Annotated in this window: 14 protein-coding genes; 5 read left to right on the top strand and 9 right to left on the bottom strand. The window is 51.6% G+C overall.

Annotated features, from left to right (window positions below; translation table 11 throughout):
• Nucleotides 1–2 precede the first annotated feature (2 nt).
• Nucleotides 3–884: a glycerophosphodiester phosphodiesterase gene (locus ACR9Y8_RS12245; protein WP_481213533.1), complete on the top strand. Its 882-nt coding sequence runs from the start codon at nucleotides 3–5 to the stop codon at nucleotides 882–884.
• On the opposite strand, the gene ACR9Y8_RS12240 is transcribed toward ACR9Y8_RS12245, so the two are convergent.
• Genes ACR9Y8_RS12240 through ACR9Y8_RS12225 form a run of 4 tightly spaced genes read right to left on the bottom strand, consistent with a single transcriptional unit; the run spans nucleotide 885 to nucleotide 3,028 of the window.
• On the bottom strand, nucleotides 885–1,460 hold the full coding sequence (locus ACR9Y8_RS12240; protein ID WP_481213532.1) for a nitroreductase family protein: 576 nt from the start codon (nucleotides 1,458–1,460) through the stop codon (nucleotides 885–887). It lies immediately after the preceding gene.
• A gap of 19 nt (nucleotides 1,461–1,479) precedes the next feature.
• Nucleotides 1,480–1,908, bottom strand: coding sequence for an acyl-CoA thioesterase (locus ACR9Y8_RS12235; RefSeq protein ID WP_481213531.1), 429 nt, complete (start codon nucleotides 1,906–1,908; stop codon nucleotides 1,480–1,482).
• Between the two features lie 34 nt (nucleotides 1,909–1,942).
• The gene (gene rdgB, locus ACR9Y8_RS12230) at nucleotides 1,943–2,530 is read right to left on the bottom strand and encodes an RdgB/HAM1 family non-canonical purine NTP pyrophosphatase (protein WP_481213530.1); all 588 of its coding nucleotides are present in this window, start codon (nucleotides 2,528–2,530) and stop codon (nucleotides 1,943–1,945) included.
• A 3-nt stretch (nucleotides 2,531–2,533) separates the two neighbouring features.
• Entirely contained in the window at nucleotides 2,534–3,028 is a 495-nt protein-coding gene (locus ACR9Y8_RS12225) for a hypothetical protein (protein ID WP_481213529.1), read from the bottom strand.
• Nucleotides 3,029–3,118: 90 nt separating this feature from the next.
• Here ACR9Y8_RS12225 and ACR9Y8_RS12220 point away from each other — a divergent pair, with 90 nt between their 5' ends.
• Nucleotides 3,119–4,228 (top strand): branched-chain amino acid aminotransferase, encoded by a 1,110-nt coding sequence (locus ACR9Y8_RS12220; RefSeq protein WP_481213528.1) that lies wholly within the window; start codon nucleotides 3,119–3,121, stop codon nucleotides 4,226–4,228.
• A 176-nt stretch (nucleotides 4,229–4,404) separates the two neighbouring features.
• Here ACR9Y8_RS12220 and ACR9Y8_RS12215 read toward each other — a convergent pair whose 3' ends face one another.
• Entirely contained in the window at nucleotides 4,405–6,015 is a 1,611-nt protein-coding gene (locus tag ACR9Y8_RS12215; protein ID WP_481213527.1) for an FAD-dependent oxidoreductase, read from the bottom strand.
• A gap of 119 nt (nucleotides 6,016–6,134) precedes the next feature.
• Here ACR9Y8_RS12215 and ACR9Y8_RS12210 point away from each other — a divergent pair, with 119 nt between their 5' ends.
• From ACR9Y8_RS12210 to rpsG, 3 genes are all read left to right on the top strand, one after another.
• On the top strand, nucleotides 6,135–6,419 hold the full coding sequence (locus ACR9Y8_RS12210) for a hypothetical protein (protein ID WP_481213526.1): 285 nt from the start codon (nucleotides 6,135–6,137) through the stop codon (nucleotides 6,417–6,419).
• Nucleotides 6,420–6,549: 130 nt separating this feature from the next.
• Nucleotides 6,550–6,930, top strand: a complete 381-nt coding sequence (rpsL, locus tag ACR9Y8_RS12205; RefSeq protein ID WP_089918361.1) for a 30S ribosomal protein S12 — start codon at nucleotides 6,550–6,552, stop codon at nucleotides 6,928–6,930.
• 31 nt (nucleotides 6,931–6,961) lie between these two features.
• Nucleotides 6,962–7,429 carry a 30S ribosomal protein S7 gene (gene rpsG, locus ACR9Y8_RS12200; RefSeq protein ID WP_481213525.1) on the top strand — a complete coding sequence of 156 codons (468 nt, stop codon included), beginning with the start codon at nucleotides 6,962–6,964 and terminating at the stop codon, nucleotides 7,427–7,429.
• A gap of 202 nt (nucleotides 7,430–7,631) precedes the next feature.
• Here rpsG and ACR9Y8_RS12195 read toward each other — a convergent pair whose 3' ends face one another.
• From ACR9Y8_RS12195 to ACR9Y8_RS12180, 4 genes are read right to left on the bottom strand one after another with little or no spacing between them, the layout of a single operon-like run.
• Complete coding sequence (locus tag ACR9Y8_RS12195; protein ID WP_481213524.1) at nucleotides 7,632–10,622, bottom strand: beta strand repeat-containing protein; 2,991 nt, start codon at nucleotides 10,620–10,622, stop codon at nucleotides 7,632–7,634.
• Between the two features lie 12 nt (nucleotides 10,623–10,634).
• Complete coding sequence (locus ACR9Y8_RS12190; RefSeq protein WP_481213523.1) at nucleotides 10,635–10,994, bottom strand: hypothetical protein; 360 nt, start codon at nucleotides 10,992–10,994, stop codon at nucleotides 10,635–10,637.
• Nucleotides 10,995–11,017: 23 nt separating this feature from the next.
• Nucleotides 11,018–12,166, bottom strand: a complete 1,149-nt coding sequence (gene porV / locus ACR9Y8_RS12185) for a type IX secretion system outer membrane channel protein PorV (protein WP_481213522.1) — start codon at nucleotides 12,164–12,166, stop codon at nucleotides 11,018–11,020.
• A 10-nt stretch (nucleotides 12,167–12,176) separates the two neighbouring features.
• Nucleotides 12,177–12,677: a T9SS type A sorting domain-containing protein gene (locus tag ACR9Y8_RS12180; RefSeq protein WP_481213521.1), complete on the bottom strand. Its 501-nt coding sequence runs from the start codon at nucleotides 12,675–12,677 to the stop codon at nucleotides 12,177–12,179.
• Nucleotides 12,678–12,992: the final 315 nt, after the last annotated feature.

Here is a 12,992-nt window from a genome sequence, read left to right as displayed (position 1 = left end):
CTATGACAAAATTATCTGTACTCTTAGGTCTGTTACTATTATTTATGCTGGATATGAAAGCGCAGGATTCATTCCCGATCTTTGACAAAGAAGGACATCGCGGCTGCAGAGGTCTCATGCCGGAGAACACGATTCCTGCCATGAAGAAGGCGATAGACCTGGGCGTTACTACCCTGGAAATGGACGTGGTCATCACAAAAGATAAACAGGTAGTGTTGTCTCATGATGCCTACCTGAATCACCTGTTCTCCTTAACACCGGAAGGAAAGGAATTTACCAAAGAAGATGAGCAGCACTATATCCTTTACCAGATGGATTATGCGCAGATCCGCAAATTTGATGTAGGCTCCAAAGGCAATCCTGGTTTTCCGCGGCAGCAGCGCATTAAAACCTACAAGCCACTGCTGGGAGAGCTGATCGATGCGGTAGAACAATATGCCAGCGAGAAAAAAGCGCAGGCTCCCAGGTACAATATTGAAACAAAATCAGTAGAAGGACATGATGGCGAATGGCAGCCGGCGCCTGAAGAATTTGTAGACCTGCTGGTAGCGGTGCTCAAAGAGAAGCAGATCACAGAAAGGGTAGTGATACAGTCTTTTGATAAAAGAACCCTGCAGGTGCTGCACAGAAAATACCCTGATATTAAAACCGCTTACCTGATAGGAGAGGATAAGCTCGGCCTGGACAGCAACCTGACCGCCCTGGGCTTTACGCCTTTTATATACAGCCCCTACTATAAACTGGTGAATGCGCAGCTGGTGCAAAGCTGCAAGGAGAAGGGAGTTAAACTGATCCCGTGGACTCCCAACACTTCCGATGAAATAGCACAGTTGAAAGCATTGGGAGTAGACGGCATCATTACAGATTATCCTGACCTGTTCTGATCAGATCCATTTTACTTTTTCTGTTAATGGCTTGATCCTTCTGCCTTCGGGAATGCCGCCATCGGCGTATCCCAGGTAGAAGAAACCCAGCACCTTATCCTGGTCGCGCAGGCCTAAATAATCCTGCATGGCAGAGGTATAGGTCATACCGCCAGAGCCCCAGTAGGCGGCCAGGCCCAATGAAGTGGCGCCCAGCCACATATTCTGTACGGCGCAGGAAACAGCGGCTATCTCCTCTATCTCCGGTATTTTGGGATTATCGCCCCGCTTCATACAGATGGCAATAATGTGAGAAGCGAGGTCTCCCTGGTGCTGCAGTTTTTCGTAGTTGCCGGGAATGTACTGTGCCAGGGGTGTATTGTGCTTATACAGTTCGGCGTGATCTACGCAGAATTGCTTTACTGCATCGCCGCTGTATACCACAAAGTACCAGGGTTCAGTATATCCATGCGTAGGCGCCCAGTCGGCCAGCGACAATAATTGCCTGATAATATCGTCCGGTATCTTTTGGCCGTTCATGCCAGTTGGCTTTACCGTGCGCCTGTTCCTGATGATCTCTGTTAAATGTTGATCCATTGCTTACTGTTTTTATTCCTTATGCCAGTTGTGTTTTCCAGGCCTCTGGCAAACGGCTTACTTTATGTTGTTGGTAATCGAAACACACCATGCCTGTCTTTGCTTCTGCGATAGGCAGGGTGGCATCTCCACGGCGGGCGCTGATGCGGTAATAGAGGTCAAAGCCGGATGAGGTGTATTCATCGGCGCTGATCTCCACTTCAAATATATCGCCGTGAAAGCCTTCTCCTTTATATACAACAGCAACGTCCGACATAATAAGGCCCGGGCCCTGCTCCGGCAGTTCTTTGAGTCCTGCAGCGTTCAGGTATTGCATGCGTGCTTCGTGCATAATGGAAAGAATGGCATCGTTGCCCACATGGTTGCCATAGTTAAGATCCTGTATGCGTACGGGTATCTGTGTCTTAAATCCGAATGCTGCCGGTAATGTTAGTTTTATTCTTGCCATTATTTTCGTTGAGTTACACGTGATAAGTGAGTGATTAGTGTTGGCCTTCCAGTTCTTTCAGGTAGGCGATCAGTCCGGCAAAAGCCCTGGCGCGGTGGCTGTGTTTATTTTTTTCAGCCAGGCCCATTGTTGCAAAGCTGCGGTCTTCTCCCTCCGGCACAAAGATGGGATCATAGCCGAACCCTTCGCTGCCCTGCGGCTGTTCCAGGATGCGGCCCAGGCATACGCCTTCAAATTGGTGCTCTTGTCCGTCAATGATCAGGGAGATCACCGTGCGGAAACGGGCTGTACGGTCTGGTTTACCTTTCAGCTCCTGCAGCAGTTTGGCGATATTATCTGCAGCTGATTTCTGCTCCCCTGCATACCTGGCGGAGAGCACGCCGGGAGCGCCGTTTAAAGCGATCACTTCCAGCCCGGTGTCTTCAGAAAAGCAGGATTGGCCCGTCATCTTATAAATAACGGATGATTTTTCCCTGGCATTTTCTTCCAGTGTATCATGCGGTTCAGGAATATCTATGTCGATCCCGGCCTCTTGCAGGGTAATGATCTCGAAGAGATTGCCCAGCATAGATCGTATTTCTTTTACCTTGTTCTCGTTGTTAGTGGCAAATACCAGTTGCATGTGTTATAAGAATAGTTGTTTTAATCCGTTCCAGAGTTTTCCTTTCAGCAGTTTGTCTGCAGCGATCATTTCCAGCGGGTCGGAGAACAGCAGCTGTATGCCGCCTGCGCTATGGATCTGGTAATTGGGCAAAGGCTCCAGGCCAAGGCTGGCGGGTGTCATCCCGAACACAACACATTGCCGCATATTGACGGCTTGCTGCCACATTGCGAGCGCAGTATTGGGAGCCTGAGCCGTATTTACGAGCGCCACATCCTGCATGCCCAGTTTACAGGCGTTTAAAATATTTGTAAGCAGGTTGAATAATTCATCATTTAAGTAAGCACCGTTTTCATTTTGTATGAAGAGTGCGATGTTTTTTTGATTTTCTCCTAAATATTTGATTTTCGGCAGCGGCTTCTGCTCCTTTACAACGGGTGTACTTTTTCCTGGAATGATAGGCTGGTTGTAGATCCTGGCCAGTAGGTACGGATCGAGCTGCAGTTCATCAAAAGACATAAATATTGGTTTTAGTATCGATGTGATAATTCCCGCTTGGGGAAAAATCAGTTTATTTGCGTAAAAATATCGAGATAAAATTGATAAACCATGATGGTAGTAGATTATAAAGGCGTAAATGCTCCGGCAATGGAAGAAGCTGCAAAACGGATCAAGGTTAGCAAAACCACGCAGAGCCGTATCGGCGAGGTGGATTTCAATAACCTGGTGTTCGGAAAAAAGTATGCAGACCATATGCTGGTGGCTGATTTTGATGGTAAGGATTGGCATGACGCCCAGATACTGCCTTTTCAAAATCTTTCTGTAAGCCCTTCCAATGCTGCCTGGCATTACGGGCAGGCCATTTTTGAGGGAATCAAGGCCTATAAGGACCAGGAAGGGCATCCGATGATCTTCCGCCCTTATGATAATTATGACCGTTTTAATCTTTCTGCAGAAAGGATGGGAATGCCCTCCGTACCGGAATGGCTGTTCATTGGTGGTATGGCGCAGCTGATCAGCCTGGACCGCGACTGGGTGCCTACCGGTGAGGGATGCTCCCTGTACCTTCGCCCGTTCATGATCGCAGCAGATGAATTTATCGGGGTACGTCCTTCCGATACCTATAAGTTCGTGATCATCAACTCTCCATCCGGCGCTTATTTTAATAAGCCTATCAAACTGCTGGTGCAGGATAAATATATACGCGCTTTCCCCGGTGGTGTGGGATATGCCAAGGCCGCGGGCAATTACGGCGGCGCTATGTACCCCACCATGCAGGCCCGCAAACAGGGTTTTGACCAGATATTGTGGGTAGACGGTATGGAACATAAATACCTGCAGGAGTGCGGTACCATGAACGTATTTGCTATCATCGGCAATAAAGCGCTTACACCTGACCTGACCCAGGGCACTATCCTGGCCGGTGTTACCCGCGCCAGCGTAATGTCGCTGCTGGAAGATATGGGCTTTACGGTAGAAGAGCGCCCGGTATCTATTGACGAGATCGTGGCTGCCTGGAAAGAGGGCACCCTGCGCGAAGTGTTCGGTACGGGCACTGCCGCCAGCGTGGCCTATGTAGAGCAGCTGGATTATAAAGAGCATTCCATCCAGCTGGATACTGCCAGATACAACGTGGGAGCCGAAGTGATCAGGCGCCTGGACGCTATCCGTACAGGTAAGGCGGAAGATACACGTGGATGGAACTTTAAAATCAATTAAGAATGAATAATTAATAATGAATAATAGCAGTACAAGTAATCGTCACGATACTTGCTTTATGCTATTATTAATTATTCACTATTAATTATTAATTACGTTACGTTTTAGTTGTGTTTATAATATAATAACAGGCTGTCTCCTCGCGAAACGGCCTGTTTTATTTTGATGATGAGCTGTCAATGGTTTTCTAAGAGCGGATCGCTGCTCAGTTTATGCTGCAGGTCGCTTACATTCAGCGATTGTACAGTGGTGTTGGCGTCAATGGCCATGGCGGCAGCTGCTCCGCATACTTCCCCGGTGCCCATGAATACGGGCTCTGTACGGATGGAGGCATAGCCGATATGGGAGGCAGACAAGCAGACAGGTACCAACAGGTTCGTGCATTCCGCCCTTTTAGGTGTAAGCGCGTGATAGGCAATGGAGTAGGGGGGAAGGCCTTTCACCTGCACATCTCCTTCATTTTTTGCCATACCGTTTTCTACCACGCGCTCGCAGTTATGTGAATCTATGGGGTAGGATGCCTGGGTAACGCCATCTGCTACAGTCACCTGGCCCCTGCAATTGTGTTCGGTCATTACATATTCCCCGATCATGCGCCGTGATTCCCGTACGTACAGTTGCCAGGGAAAGCCGCCGTTATCCCTGAACTCGTTCTTCGCCCATCCTAATTGCAGCATTTCAGCCCGCAGCCAGTCAGGTACCGCGGGATCATGCCCCAGAAAATACAGCAGGCCTTTGGTGTAGTTGATATGCGCCTGGACGATCGTGGCCCGGGTAGCATTATCCGCTTCAGGGTAGTTCCAGCTGCCGCCGATAAAGTCGGTGGAGAAGGGGCCTTTATTGTTGGCGTCTATTTCTCCGTCGGGTAATTCACTCAGCTCAAGGTATTGGTCCAGGTGCTTTTTTTCGCCGAGCTGGTCGCTCCGTGCAATGATCCTTCTCAGCAGCTCGTAGTGGGAGGAGTCATAAGCGTCGGGGCGGGTAATGGGCAGCTGCTGGCTGGTATTGCGGGTAAGGCAAAGGCGGAAATTATAGGCCTGGATCTTTTTATCGCCGCTTCCTGTCGGGGCCAACTGTCCGCTGCTCATTCCATATACTAATCCGCTGGCCGGTTTGCCGGGCACAATGTAAGGGTCAATGCCATCTTCAAACTGGTGTCCGTCAGCCGCCTGTACTCCGTTGAGGGTTTCCCCGTATTGGCCGTTGTCCTCTCTGCCGGTGGTATAGGATACCCCGGCCTGGGCCATCAGGTCGCCTTCATAGGAGCAGTCAATGAACACCTTAGCGCTGAGGGTGTACTGTACGGGGTTGTTTGGCCCTGGTACGGCTGGTGTAATGCTGATGGCGCTGATCTGGGCGCCGTTTTTCTGCGTGGCGGCCAGCCGGTAGCCGGTCATGACTTTTACGCCTGCCTGCTTAATATAATCATTGAACAGCTGTTCGGCCACGTGCGGCTCTACCAGCCATTGAACGGCAATGCCGTAACGCTGCCCGTTGCGCTGGTAAAAATCCCGGGCCAGGCCTGTAATGGCAGCCGGGTTCCCCACATCGGTGTTACCCAGCCCGCTGGCGGTCATACCACCCAGGTGAAGGGCCGGTTCTATCAGCAATACCTGTTTACCCATTCGGCTGGCGGCTACTGCTGCCATTACGCCGGAGGCATTGCCCCCATAAACGATGATGTCGTACTGAGCGGCGGGGCTATATAGCGCTGGCTTCGGGTCTGCTTTTTTGCATCCTGTAAATATAAATACCAGCAGTGCCCCCAATAAGAAAGGGTATTTCATTTTTAAAGCATGGTTAAGACTCTCATCCGAAATTCGTAATTTCGCCTCCCGCCTTTTCAGAAATTCGGTGTTTTTGCCATTTGAATCGGTGATTGGTATGACTTTAATCGGTAAATGGGATGACTTTATCTGCCTTTATAGCTACCCTGGAACTGCCTGCGCCACCGCAGGGACTTTCCGCTCCCCTGCAGGCCATGTGGTGGGACGGCAAAGGGAACTGGGACCGGGCACACGACATAGCGCAGGATATTGAAAACGGTACCGGCTCCTGGATCCACGCCTACCTGCACCGCAAGGAAGGCGACCGTTCCAATGCCGCCTACTGGTACTCCCGGGCAGGGAAAAGCATGCCTTTCAGCACCCTGGAAGAGGAATGGGAACACATTACATCATCCTTGCTGTAATTTTATTTTGGTATTTAGGGACCTGGAATTTGGAATTTAATTGAGTTCGTTTTACCTTTGCCCTCCCAAATTCCTGTTTTGGACTTTGGAATGTCATTATAAACCGACAGCATAAAAAATTAGGTTAAGAATGCCTACTATACAGCAATTAGTAAGAAAAGGAAGAGAAATTATCCGGGCTAAATCAAAGTCCAGGGCATTAGATAGCTGCCCCCAGCGCCGTGGCGTATGTACCCGTGTGTACACTACCACGCCTAAAAAACCTAACTCTGCCCTCCGTAAGGTGGCTAAAGTGAAGCTGACCAATAAAATAGAGGTGATCGCATATATACCCGGTGAGGGTCATAACCTGCAGGAGCACTCTATCGTATTGATCCGTGGTGGTAGGGTAAAGGATCTGCCGGGTGTACGTTATCATATCGTGCGCGGTTCCCTGGATACTGCCGGTGTGAAGGACAGGAAACAGAGCCGTTCCAAGTATGGTACCAAAAAGGAAAAGGCTAAGAAATAATTTTAATCTTCAAGTGAAATTTTTCAGATAAATGAGAAAGCAAGCTGCTAAAAAACTACCATTGGCTCCGGATCCCCGGTTCAACGACAAGCTGGTGACCCGTTTCGTGAATAACGTAATGGAGCAAGGCAAGAAGAGCATTGCGTACAAAATATTCTATGACGCCGTAGATAAGGTAAGCCAGATAACCGGTGAGAACGGTTACGAGGTGTGGAGGAAAGCGCTGAACAACGTTACCCCTGCTGTAGAAGTTAGAAGCCGCCGTATCGGTGGTGCTACCTTCCAGATCCCTGCTGAGGTACGTGCTGACAGGAAAGTATCTCTGAGCATCAAATGGCTGGTACGTTATGCGAGCGAAAGGAATGGTAAGAGCATGGCTGAGAAACTGGCTAACGAGATCGTAGCTGCCAGCAAAGGTGAAGGTGCTGCATTCAAGAAAAAAGAAGATACGCACCGTATGGCTGAAGCCAACAAGGCATTCTCCCACTTCAGGGTATAGTAAAGTAATACGCTCTCGGGCATATTTAAGATATATAAGGCAGAAAGCATGCAGGATCATACCGCGTGCTTTCTGCTTTTTTGTATAAGCGGCATTCCGGCTTAATCTACTACGGAAACAGGCTTGAACATAAACAGCAGGGCCGGGATGTGTATCACATCCCGGCCCTGCATTCTTCAGTCCGGGGCGCCTGGCCCGGTGCTTATTTCACGCTTACCAATACTTTTATCTTTCCGTTGCCTTGTCCGTCAAAGCCTTCCAGTGCCTTACCAATGATCTGGCCCGGTTTCACTTTGTCCGGATCAGCTTTCATGGCATGGCCGGGCAGGCTGGAGGTGACCAGCAGGTCGCCCCTGCGGATAGGACCGTTCTCGCTGCATACTTTAGTGGGTATTACACCGATTACGCCCATAGGCACCTTATCTGAAAGGTCTGCATCGATGTGCTCTTCGGTCAGCAGTACCCCCGGCTTAGTAGCATATACCCCGGCTACCAGGGTAGAATAAGCTTCGGCAGATCTTTCCACGGTACGGTCTGCATCAACAGATATCACAAGTACATCGCCTGGTTCGTATTGCCGGATGGAACCGCTTACATCAAAGGCTTCTGCCACGTCGGCGCCACTGTTCTGGGTGCCGCCGTTAAAGAAGCCCCTGCCTGCAGAGTTGATCCTGGCTACATTCACGGCGCCGGGATTGCCGGACCTGAATACTGCAATACTGCCGTTGCTGTGTTGCTCCACTGTCAGGGTAGGGTTGGTATTGGCGGTATTATAGTTCACAAAACGGGCTGCTCTTCCCTGACCGAAGTTAGGCACCCAGGCAAAGATAGCGCTACCAGTACCGTCTGCGGTAGTTTCCACCCCGTCTCCGGTATTGCTGGCATTGGCGGTGATACCGTTGCCGTTACCATCTGCGATGGCAATCAGCGCAGGACCGTTACCTGCCGGGTTGGAAGCATGAAATAGGCCTGCATAGCCGCCCGTACCGGAGGAGATTCCGTAAATACCGGCAGTACCGAAGTTGGCAAACTGGGAATTTACCTCGCCCCTTACGGCTGCGGAGGTGCCTGTTACCTTGTCTACCTTAAAATTGCCGGCAATACCGTTACCAACGGTGGTAACAGTGATCACATCGCTGGTATTGGACTCATTGAAGATATTGAAGCGTCCGGCACGGCCTGTTGCAAAAGAGGGCACCCAGGCGTAGAGGGCGTTACCGCCTCCGTCTATGTTTGCTTCTACTGCATTGCCATCTTTACTTGCATTGGCAGTAATGGCATTGCCATTTCCATCCTGAATGGCTACCACGGCAGGGCCATTACCGCTGGGGTTGGAGGAATGGAACAGGCCTGCAAAGCCGCCTGTACCGGATGAGACGCCAAAAATACCAGCGGCGCCGTAGTTACCGAAGATGGTTTTCACCTCGCCTCTTACTGCGGCGGCCACACTATTGGTATTATTTACCAGGAAGGAGGCGGCATTGCCCAGGCTATTGTCAGGGATGTTGCCGTTACCATTGGTCTCTACTTCCAGGGTATTACCGGTTATGTTGGTGTTATTAAAGTTCTCAAAGCGGCCGGCCCGGCCGGTACTGTTGTTTACACCTACCTGACCATATACGCCGATACCGGTGCCACTGGTGCTGGTGGCAATAAAGCCACGTACGCCATAACCGCCTCCATCATTGCGGCCTACTACGGCGCCGGCAATATCGCTGGTAGTGCGTCCTACCACTGCTTCGCCGTTGCCATTATTATCGCCTACCACACCGGCGGAGGTTTGTGCGCTGGTGATGCCGTGCACGCCGAAACCAGCGGCTGTGCTGCTTCGTACGCCGGCGCCATTACCGGTGGTGGTAACATTCACCACGGTGCCATTACCTACGGTGTTGGCTACCACCACGTTATTGTTGTTTGCATTGTTATAAATGGAGAAATTGGCGGGAATACCGTTGTTGGAGGTGGCATTTAAGCCGGTACCGGTATTACTGTTGGCATAAACGCCATAACCGTTTGCACTGGCATTTCCATATACACCCAGGCCGTTAGGTGTTACACCGTACACGCCCCAGCCGCTGCCGTTCTGTGAGCCATATACGCCAACGCCCAGGCCGCCGGTACCGTTATTGATCCCTCTTAAACCGGCAGAGAAGCCGCCGGGAGCAGTGGAGGAAACAATACCGCGGATAGCGGCAATGTTGGAGGTAGCCGTATTGTTCACGCCTTCCAGAGAGGTACCATCCCCGTTGTTAGTGATGCTGAAGAGTGTAGCCGCATTATTTTCAACGGCGCTGTAAGGCAGGGTGAAGCTGCCGCCGCCACCGGTATTATCAGCGCCCGGGGCCCAGTTGACACCATCAAATTTTAGTATCTGTCCGGCTACAGGCGCCGTTCCAGATACCGGCACCGTTTGGATCTTGGCTACGGTAGGGTTTGGATAAGTACCGTCCAGGTCTCCGCCTGCGGGCGCGCTGTTGATACTGCCGGCAGGCCCTTGCGGTCCGGCAGGCCCAACAGGTCCCGCTGGTCCAATGGGTCCCGCAGGCCCGGCTGGTCCTGCTGCACCCGTGGCGCCTGCTGGTCCTGCAGGACCAACGGGTCCCGCCGGTCCCTGGGCGCCGGTAGCACCAGTAGCACCGGCAGGGCCAGGTATACCTTGAGGGCCGGGTAGACCGGGATCGCCTTCCGGGCCTTCAGGCCCCGCGGGTCCTGCGGGACCAACCGGTCCCACTGCTCCCGCTGGCCCAGCTGATCCTGCAGGTCCGGCAGGTCCCTGTGGGCCCGGAGCGCCGTTGGCTGCATATAATGCAAAGGGAACGCTTTTCAGCGGAGTAGTGCCCAGGGTTTCAAAACTGCCGCCGCCGGATGCTGCCTCTACTTTCAGATATTGGTTGGCACTGGCCCAGGGAACGGCAGCAAAGGTGCCGCTTACCGGCGTGCCGTTACCGATCTGTAAAGTGAACAGTCCTAACTGGTTGGTGGTAACGCTGTGTGTTTCCTGGTATTGCACCGGTCCGTTTGCTGCGCCGCCCAGGATAGTGATGCGCACGTTCAGGGACTGGTTTGACAACAGGGTACCATTGATATTGCGGGCTACCGCCTGGTAATTAATGCCGTTCAACCCGCTTTGGGCCTGAACGCTGTCCGCCAGGCAGATAAATAACAGAATAGTAAGTATAAATAGCTTTTGCATGTGTATCGGATTTTATTGTTGGGGAACTGGGGCCTTCAGGATCTTTGCTGGCGGCGCTTTGGTGGCTGCCTCAGTGGCGGAGATCTCGGAAGGCAATGATTGTCTGCCGGCTGTTGTTGTGGGGCGGGGCGCCACCCTGCGAAGGCTGCCGGTGTTGTTAGCGCCCGGCTGGTAACTGGTAAAAATGAGGCTCCTGGTAGAGGTAGCCGTTGTACGCGGATCTGCTTTCACATCTTTTTTCTGTGAAGAAAGATCCTGCTGAAAATTGGGGAACAGCTGATCCCTGGTCCGCTGGCTTTGGGCGCTGGCGCCTATACAGCATGCCATGATGAGGATCAGGGTAAGGGTAGCATTGGTGAAGCACCTTTTCATATAGTTTGATTTGAGATGATTAACTATTTAGGACGTGTATATACCAGTGAAAACTTGAAGGTGTTGCGCTGCCAGATACCCGATGTAGGCATCAGGTAGGCGGCATCCAGTTCCAGGAAATTGATCCGTACTCCCAGGCCGGTGCTGAAATGCTGACGATAACCTTTGTTGGGGTTCTCGTGAAAATAACCGGCGCGCACAAAGAACTGGTGCTGGTAGGTGTATTCCAGGCCCGCTGCGATGGTAAATTCCCGTAGCTCCTCGCCAAAGCCGCCGGGAGCATCTGTAAAGGAGCTGAAGAGGGCGGAAGCCACGCCCCGGTTGGGATCTTTTCCTTTTTCGATCACATCGGTAGGCTGTCCGTTTGCGTCCAGCTGGTAGATGGGTGGCGTGGGCACCAGCAGTTTGTTGACGTCTGCCAGTATCGTGAACTGGTGGTAGTCGGTGTTAACAAAGGAATAACCGCCACCTATGCGCAGATTCATGGGCAGGAAGGTTTTGCGGGTGTTATCGTCTGTATACTGCAGCTTTGATCCAATGTTGGTAAAGCTGATGCCCCAGCAATAACGGTTGCCAAAATCCAGGTTGTCTGCCTTGTTCTGGTAATACAGGCTGACATCGCCGGCGAAGGCGGAGGCGGGTTTCTGCTGAAGGCCGTTATAGGTGCCTTGTCCCAGCTGGCTGCGGATGTAACGGGCCGATACCGCTACCGAGAAGTGCTGTCCTAATTTACGGGCGTAAGCTGCATCGATGGCGTATTCGATGGCGTGGTACTGCTGCAGCATCATGCCATTTTCATCCCGGAAGGTGATATTGCCATGGTTGAAGTACTTAAGCGAGGCGCCCATGCCTTCATTTTCGTTGAAGTTCTTGAAGGCGGCCATGTGGCCCATATGGGTCTTATGATTGTTCACCTCCCACATCCAGGGCGAATAAGATGCGCTGAGGCCCCAGTCTCCGGCAAATACGATCTTGGCCGCGTTGCCGAAGAGGTCATTGGCGTCCGGTTCCAGTCCTGTGACTGCATCGCCCAGGGCGCCGCTGCGTGCGTCGGGGTTAATAAGCAGGAAAGAAGCCCCTGCGTTCACCGGCTTTTCCTGCGTTTTCTGGGCGGCCAGCGGTAATGCCGCTAGGAGCAGGCAGGCAGGTAGTAAAGTAAATCGGTACTGCATAGTGAGCTGTTTATTGTATGATCAGTTTTTCGAAGTACACTTTTCCGTTGATGTTCAGCATGACGGTATAGATACCTGCGGGGAAACGATTCACCGGAATGGGGATGATTACCTGTCCCGGCCCGTAGTGCTGGAACTGCTGGTACATCTGCTGACCGGCGGGATTGATCAGCCTGAAGAGCACGGCTGTTTCCGTCAGCAGGTCAAACTGTACCTTCACCGTAGTAGAGGCGGGGTTGGGGTACAGTATATAGTTCTTGATGGCGTCTTCGCCTGGTGGTAATGCAGGCAATTCGGGCTGCTGGAAACCTTCGGTCAACATAAGATTGCCTGTTAACAGGGTACCGACGGCGGGCTCGCCTACAGTATACTGGATCAGGATGTTGCCTATCAGGCCGCTGCCCCCGGTGCTGGCCGTCACCTGTCTTTTCAGGGTAAGCTGGGCGTTGGCCGGGAGTGACCATAACAGGCTCATGAAGGTGATAGTGCATAATAAGTAGATCAATTTCATGGAGTTATGTTTTATGAAGCTTTTGGTAATGGACAAAAACAAGGCTATGCCCCTCAAAGCGTCTTACGGCGCCGGGCATTAGGTGTACCATAAAAAAATGCAGCGGATGCTACCGGTAGCCGGACGGCTGCCGTTCAACAAATAGCATTACATAGGCGGTGTGTTCAGTTTTATCATTCAGTAGCGGTTTGGAGGTTATAAACTAAATAGGTATTCATATCGTACTCTACAGAACCTGGGGAAACACGGAACAAAAATTGTTCAATTAGAGGAGGCGGTCAACCGGTACTTCCTGTTTGGCTAAAATAGGGCTGT

The sequence above is a fragment of the Chitinophaga sp. SVR4-12A genome (assembly GCF_056754765.1).
The sequence above is the reverse complement of the archived record's forward strand: the minus strand, read 5'-3'. Positions and strand labels throughout refer to the sequence as shown.